We start from the raw sequence: 6,286 nt of genomic DNA on the forward strand, positions 1-6,286 counted from the left end.
TCGTGTTGGTGGTGGCGTATGGGTCGTCAGCCAAGTTGCTCTGGCGATGTTCCTGGATGGCGATATGGCGGCTCTCGCGGCGTATCATTCTGGGGACCACTCAAGCTCGGAAGTTACTCAGTATTTTGAACGGTTCGGCCTGCCTGCGCCAAAACCTTCCGCAAGCCGGGGCGGAGCGGGCCTACGCAGGCAGATCCGCGAGGACCGCCTTTGACCCCCAGCAAACCTGGCCCCCGGTCGTTTGGCTCTCTCCGCGTTCAAAGTTCGGTGCTAAGACCGTCCTGTTTCCCAACGCGATGCCGTGGCGGGTCATGTAGGTTCCTAAAGCGCCCGACCAGAAGATGGGTGGTGATTCGCATACCTCTCTCTCGCAAGCGGCCATCCCCTCTTGTATTGTTGGGGGGAGCTAGGAGGAGATATTACAGAACGGCGAGAGCTCTATCGGAGCCCAAATGGCGACGCATGGTTCATCGCTCGCGAGCCGGCAAGCGGTCATGCTTTCATCATCCACCAGCCTAATGCGCCCTCTGGTGGCCGCCTATCTCACATCGAGTTGGGTGAGTTCTTGCGTCACGGAAGTGGGCCCGAACAGCAAGCATTGTTGCGATTGATCGGAACGCTGGTCGAGGTACCGCCTTTTGCGTAACAGGGCTCGCGCTCTCAGGACATTTTCGCGATCGATCAACCGCTGGACGTCACTGAGGGTACGAAAGCTGATCTTCCGTAACGACTCGCTCGATCTTCTCGGACTTGCACTTGATGCGGTACCTTACCCGTCCATCGGACTCGATGGGCATATGCTGTACGATGGTGTAAATCGCGGGCTGTTCAGTTCCGGTCCGTCCTTGTGGGCCTTGGGGTTGGTGGCGAACGTCTTCATCGAGCTTATACGCATAGGACATGTGTTTACCTCACGGTTGCGGCTGCTCCAGCGGGGCTCTGGAATGCATCCTGTTGCTTCCGGATCCTGACGCGCTCACGTACGGACCATTTTTGCCTTGGCGGGTTCGTTAATCCTCGAGTATGGATTTTGTAGCCTCGAATATCTGTTCCGCTGTGCCCTTGATTGTGCCCTTCGCCCACGCCTGAAACACGGCGACGTAGGCGCTCCTGTAAGCCTCTTCATCCGCAGAAAAGTAGACTTCGTCTGTAGCGGTATCCAAGACGAGCGCTCCTATATCGATGCAGATTTCCTCGACTAAGACCAGCCGCTCTTCCTGCTCGGCCAGATGCCGCTTTACAATGCTCATTTGATCTCCTGCTTTGCTCTTAACCTACCACGTTTGTCGAATTGCACGGCCGCCCAATGCACACACGAATGGTTTCTTGAAGAGTTTGGACAGGTCGCATCGGGTCGAGGCAGCGAACATAAACAGGAAAGGCATCCCTGGCAGCGGGGGTAACTCCCGCAGTCCGCATGCATCGCTCCTGGTTTAGTTCTTCGAACAGCCTTTGCTGTCTTTCGCCAGGGATCGAACTACGCGTCAGCGGTCCAGCGATCTGAGGCTGCCGCTAGTACCAACGTCACGCTTGAGTTGGCTTGGCGAACGCAGTCCAGACCAAATTGTCGGCTCTTCTCTCGGTAACTACGCGCGATGATTTTGACGCGAAGCCACCGACGAGCTTACTTGGGTATCGCTTTGACTGGATTCCATCAAAAACCCCGCTCCCAATGATTTGGGAACGGGGCATGACCACAAGCTCTGCCAGTACATCCGTGGCGAGAGCGACAGGTCTGTCGTGCTCTTACTTAAGCAGCAGCACGAAGATTTTCAGCGGCGGACTTGCCTGTACGACGGTCTGCGACGACGTCATAAGACACCGTCTGACCTTCGCTGAGAGTGCCCATACCGGCGCGTTCGACCGCGCTGATATGAACAAAAACGTCGTTGCTGCCGTTTGACGGCTGGATAAAGCCGAAGCCCTTTTGGGTGTTAAACCACTTCACTGTACCTGTGTTCATCAGGTCGTCCTTTCGTATACGCGCAGGATCTGGCGCGCGGAGTTGCGGCCAGTGTCCGAGTTCGTCGATGTTGGAGAATGTCTGAAACGTGCGCGCCGTCAGGAGCTGAGGCGAAAGCGGAACAGTTGTTCGGCCAGTATCGATGCCTGAGACACTACACCATTAGTTGAGAGACTACAATAAGAAAGCCAATGGTGCTTTTCATCACGGGTGGTGGTTTGTTCCGAACTTGGTGATTGATTGGGAACGACCTTGGGTGCCCGGAAATATAGCGGCTCCTCGTCTGCACAACAAAAGGACAAGGCGTCGGCCGGGCTGGCGGCTCGAAATGCTTCCGCGAGCTTCACTTTTTGCGCACTTTCCTGCATAGTTCGGCATGGCAAAAGTAAAAGTGAGTTTCAAACCAGTCCGTAACTCTGAAGGCGACTGGGCTATCATCGCCGAATACCCCGGCACAGAACCCCGAGAAATCACGGGTTTCACAAGCAAGACAGAAATTGACGATTGGATGAATGGAGAGCGTCGGATCGCGTGGCTGCGATCCCAAGGTTACGCGAAGTGACTTGATGACTCCTTCTTCCAACTATCTTTGCAAGGCGATACGGTCCTAATCAATGAGCGCAAGGATCTAGTAATGACCGAACGGAAACGCTCCGCCCAGCAGCAGATAGCCGACGAGGCGGACCGCAAAGCGCAAAATCCAAACGGAGCGCGGCAAATGATTGCGGACAGTCAGGCCGATCCAGAGTTCCAGGAAAACCACAGACGTCTCAGAGCGGAGCGGATAGCGCGCGAGGTCGAGGGCAAGGCCGGCAGGTGAGGCGTCTTAAAGTTCTATTCAGGGATGTTCTTCCCCTTAAGCTCGATCAGCGTTTATCTGCCGTTTGTCTGTCGACTTTCTTCTCGAGCTCATCGATTCTGTTGAGTGCGCTGCTTAAGAGCTCGCCCAACATCAGCAGTGTTGAGTAGAGATGCTGCGACATACCGGGTGTTGCAGCTGCGTTTTTGCTGGGAATGGAAACCTCCTGCCAAGCCAGCCCGCCGAAGTAAGTTCGCCTCGGTTCGTGCGCGCGAGGTGCGGCGCAAAGCAGCATAGTCCGCAAGATCAGCAGCGTTGATATGGTACGAGGAGTCCACCGCTCGTACTGACAATCCCATGCAGATTGCATGAGGATGAGAGATGGACGACCGTCGCAAGTTCGAAGATCTGGTGCAATTCAGGGCGCCAGCAAACCTGTCGGAAGCGATAGACGCGGCAGCAAAACAACGGTGCCAGTCGAAATCTGACTACATCCGTCAATCGGTCGTTGATCGACTTCGTTTAGACGGCGTCAATCTGCATTACTTCGCTCGCGGAGTAAGCGCCTTGTTCGCGCTCGTGCTACTCGCCTCCAATGTAATGGCAGCCGGAACCATCCCCGGCATCAGCATGACGCAGCAGCTCGACGAGTTCGCCAAGCCTCTCAGCGGCGGAAAGCTCTTTCTGATCCAAGCCGGAACGACCGCAGCGCCGCAAAACTGCTACCAGGATTCGGGCCTGACGCTCGCCTGGCCGAACCCCATCACATTGGACTCGGCCGGGCGCATTCCGCAGCTTTTCTGCGCTGACGGCTCAATCAAAATCCGCCTGACGGACAAGAACGGCAACCAGAAGCTTGTGCAGGACAACCTGCTGGTGGTCGGGCCTTCGTCCGGCGGTGGAGGCGGCGGCGGTTCAGTCGACCCGTCGACCATCTTTCAGACCGGTGCCTTTATGCAGTTTTACGGAACTAGCATCCTGACCGGATGGGTGCGGTGCAACGGCAGGGCGATCGGCTCTGCGACTTCTGGTGCGACCGAGCGGGCTAATGGAGATACGCAAGCTCTGTTTGCCTACCTGTGGGGCGCAGATGCTAACCTGGCGGTAAGCGGCGGTCGCGGCGTATCCGCTGCCGCTGACTTCGCTGCCAACAAGACGCTCACTCTTCCGGACTGCCGAGGCCGCGTCGTCGCCAGCCTCGATGATATGGGTAACATCGCCGCGGGGCGTCTTACCTCTTCGTATTTTGGCGCGGCGGGAACGACGCTTGGAGCGGCGGGTGGTGCGGAAAGCCAGACGCTGACCATCGCGCAGATGCCACCGCACTATCACACCGCAGGCATCTACGACCCGGGTCATAACCACAATTACAACTACACGCAGAGCGGCGGCAATCAGGGCGGCGGCGGCGCATTCGGTTTCAACATTGTGGGCGCCAACACCTCGACGTCGGCCACTGGCGTGCGCGTCAACAGCAACAACGGTCTGGACACGACCTATAGCGCCGGCGGTGGCGGAGCCCACCCAATAGTGCAGCCGACCATCCTCGCCACTACCTACCTCAAACTATAGGGCGCCCTGATGATCACTGTGACAATCACTACGGAAAAAGAAGAGCCGTTCACCGTTCGCTTTCAGTCGAAGTTGCTCAAGGACGGCAATATCGTCTGGGGTGATAGCGAAATCGTCCACGAAATCGGAAAGTCGCAGGCTTATGGGATTGACGAAAATTTCCGCCTCATCATCGAGGACTCGTCGGCCGAAAAAGCGGCCGATGCCTGACGCTGATAAAACAGCCGAAAAGCAGCGCGGTCGACCCTTTCAGAAGGGGCAATCTGGCAATCCCACCGGGCGGCCAAAAGGCGCGCGCAATGTCACCACGTTGGCGATGGAAGCCCTGCTGGATGGGCAAGCTGAGGCGTTGACCCAGAAGGCGATCGACCTAGCGCTAACCGGCGATATGGGAGCGCTTCGTATTTGCCTCGATCGCATCATGCCGGCGCGGAAAGATCGGCCTGTGACATTCGGCTTGCCGCCGATCGGCACCGCGCAAGATGCTGCCAAGGCGTCTAGCGCCGTTCTCGCTGCTGTGGCCACAGGCGAACTCACGCCCGCCGATGCTGGCGAGATTTCGCGCTTGATCGACACCTGGGTGAAGGCATTCGAGACGGCCGAACTCACCGAGCGCTTGGGGCGCCTGGAAAGGATGACGAACCAATGATGGGACGAAATCTGAAGTCTCGCTTGGTCAGACTGGAAGACCGGCGGAACGCGAAGCTCGAGTGGCCGTACGTCTACCATGTGAGTGAGCCTGCCACGCCGGGCGAGCTGGCCGCGATTGAAGCGGCCAAGTCTGGCGGGCATTGCTTCATAATCGCCCCTTCGCCTTGCGCGACGGTTGAAGAATGGTTGGCGATCCACGGTCGCCCGGAGCACCTGCAATGATCGGACGCGGCCTGGAATCACGGATCGTCAAGCTGGAAACACGGACTGCCCGACCGGATGAAATGCTAGTGGTGTGGCGACGTCCAGAAGGTGACGTGTCAGAGGCCCTGAAGGGCGCCACTTTTGCCAAGGGCGACAAGGTGATCTGCGCCGAATGGGCCGAAGATGAACCGCTGCCGGAGCCGTGCTGGTATCGGGACCGGTTGAGTAAAACAATGCCTCGCGCGGAATATGAGCAACTCGAGCGCACGATTGATCGCATAGCCCAGAGGTCGGAGATGGAGCGAAACGAGGCCGGATTTGCGCCGTTCCCGACCCTCAACGAGGAGCGCATGAAGCAGATGACGGATGCCGATCTGATCCACACACTGCTCGGGGTGCAGACATGAAAGCCACCATCTCCCGTCGCCTGGCGCTTTTGGAAGCCCGCCAAGCTCACACAGCCAGGTACATGCACATCATCGCGGCGACCGATCAGGATGACGCCAATCGGCAGGTGGCTGATCTTATCAGTGCCGGCGCGGTCCGGGGCCATGACGGGTTTTTATGTCTCACAGGCAAACCTTTGATTTTACCGACTTGTCAATGATTAACGAACATGGTGATGAGGGCGCACCGCAGGAGCATGGCGAATGAAGAAGCTGTTTACGATCGGATACGAGGGCTGCAAGCCGACCGATCTGTTCGCGAAGCTGCAGGAGAGCGGTGTCACACTACTGGTTGATGTTCGCGACGTACCGATCTCCCGGAAGCCGGGCTTCTCCAAGACCTCTCTCGCCGAAGGGCTGAATAATGCTGGCATCGGTTATCTGCATCTGAAGGGGCTCGGCGATCCCAAACCTGGCCGCATCGCGGCGCGGGAGGGTCGCTTCGCCGATTTTCGACGAATATTCGCGGCTCATATGTTGACCACTGCAGCGCAACAAGCTCTCGCCGAGGCTGTGACCGCCGCGGGAAAATCCGTTGCATGTTTGCTTTGCTTTGAACAGGATCACACTAATTGCCACCGCTGCATCGTCGCTGATTCGATGGCGAGGCGCGGTAAGTTTAATCTTGTTCATTTGAGCGCAGCACCGTCA

Annotated in this window: 9 protein-coding genes and 1 pseudogene; 8 read left to right on the forward strand and 2 right to left on the reverse strand. The window is 57.5% G+C overall.

Going from position 1 to position 6,286, the window contains the following annotated elements:
* A pseudogene (locus tag AC630_RS46435) lies at window positions 1–214 on the forward strand (hypothetical protein); the annotation flags it as partial.
* Between the two features lie 796 nt (window positions 215–1,010).
* Here AC630_RS46435 and AC630_RS37325 read toward each other — a convergent pair.
* Window positions 1,011–1,250 (reverse strand): hypothetical protein, encoded by a 240-nt coding sequence (locus tag AC630_RS37325; protein WP_074123374.1) that lies wholly within the window; start codon window positions 1,248–1,250, stop codon window positions 1,011–1,013.
* 500 nt (window positions 1,251–1,750) lie between these two features.
* Window positions 1,751–1,963, reverse strand: a complete 213-nt coding sequence (locus AC630_RS37330; protein ID WP_074123375.1) for a cold-shock protein — start codon at window positions 1,961–1,963, stop codon at window positions 1,751–1,753.
* A gap of 634 nt (window positions 1,964–2,597) precedes the next feature.
* On the opposite strand from AC630_RS37330, the gene AC630_RS37340 reads away from it, so the two are divergent.
* From AC630_RS37340 to AC630_RS37375, 7 genes are all read left to right on the forward strand, one after another.
* Window positions 2,598–2,783 (forward strand): hypothetical protein, encoded by a 186-nt coding sequence (locus AC630_RS37340; protein WP_074123377.1) that lies wholly within the window; start codon window positions 2,598–2,600, stop codon window positions 2,781–2,783.
* A 360-nt stretch (window positions 2,784–3,143) separates the two neighbouring features.
* Window positions 3,144–4,334 (forward strand): hypothetical protein, encoded by a 1,191-nt coding sequence (locus AC630_RS37345; protein WP_074123378.1) that lies wholly within the window; start codon window positions 3,144–3,146, stop codon window positions 4,332–4,334.
* Window positions 4,335–4,343: 9 nt separating this feature from the next.
* Window positions 4,344–4,544 (forward strand): hypothetical protein, encoded by a 201-nt coding sequence (locus tag AC630_RS37350; protein WP_074123379.1) that lies wholly within the window; start codon window positions 4,344–4,346, stop codon window positions 4,542–4,544.
* Complete coding sequence (locus AC630_RS37355; RefSeq protein WP_074123380.1) at window positions 4,537–4,983, forward strand: DUF5681 domain-containing protein; 447 nt, start codon at window positions 4,537–4,539, stop codon at window positions 4,981–4,983. Before AC630_RS37350 ends, AC630_RS37355 begins: the two co-directional genes overlap by 8 nt.
* A gap of 220 nt (window positions 4,984–5,203) precedes the next feature.
* On the forward strand, window positions 5,204–5,596 hold the full coding sequence (locus tag AC630_RS37365; protein WP_074123382.1) for a hypothetical protein: 393 nt from the start codon (window positions 5,204–5,206) through the stop codon (window positions 5,594–5,596).
* Window positions 5,593–5,796: a hypothetical protein gene (locus tag AC630_RS37370; RefSeq protein ID WP_074123383.1), complete on the forward strand. Its 204-nt coding sequence runs from the start codon at window positions 5,593–5,595 to the stop codon at window positions 5,794–5,796. The genes AC630_RS37365 and AC630_RS37370 overlap by 4 nt, the downstream gene beginning before the upstream one ends.
* 43 nt (window positions 5,797–5,839) lie before the next feature.
* A partial coding sequence (locus AC630_RS37375; RefSeq protein ID WP_074123385.1) for a DUF488 domain-containing protein occupies window positions 5,840–6,286 on the forward strand: 447 nt, incomplete at its 3' end.

It is taken from the genome of Bradyrhizobium sp. AS23.2 (assembly GCF_001908185.1).
Classification (GTDB): Bacteria; Pseudomonadota; Alphaproteobacteria; order Rhizobiales; family Xanthobacteraceae; genus Bradyrhizobium.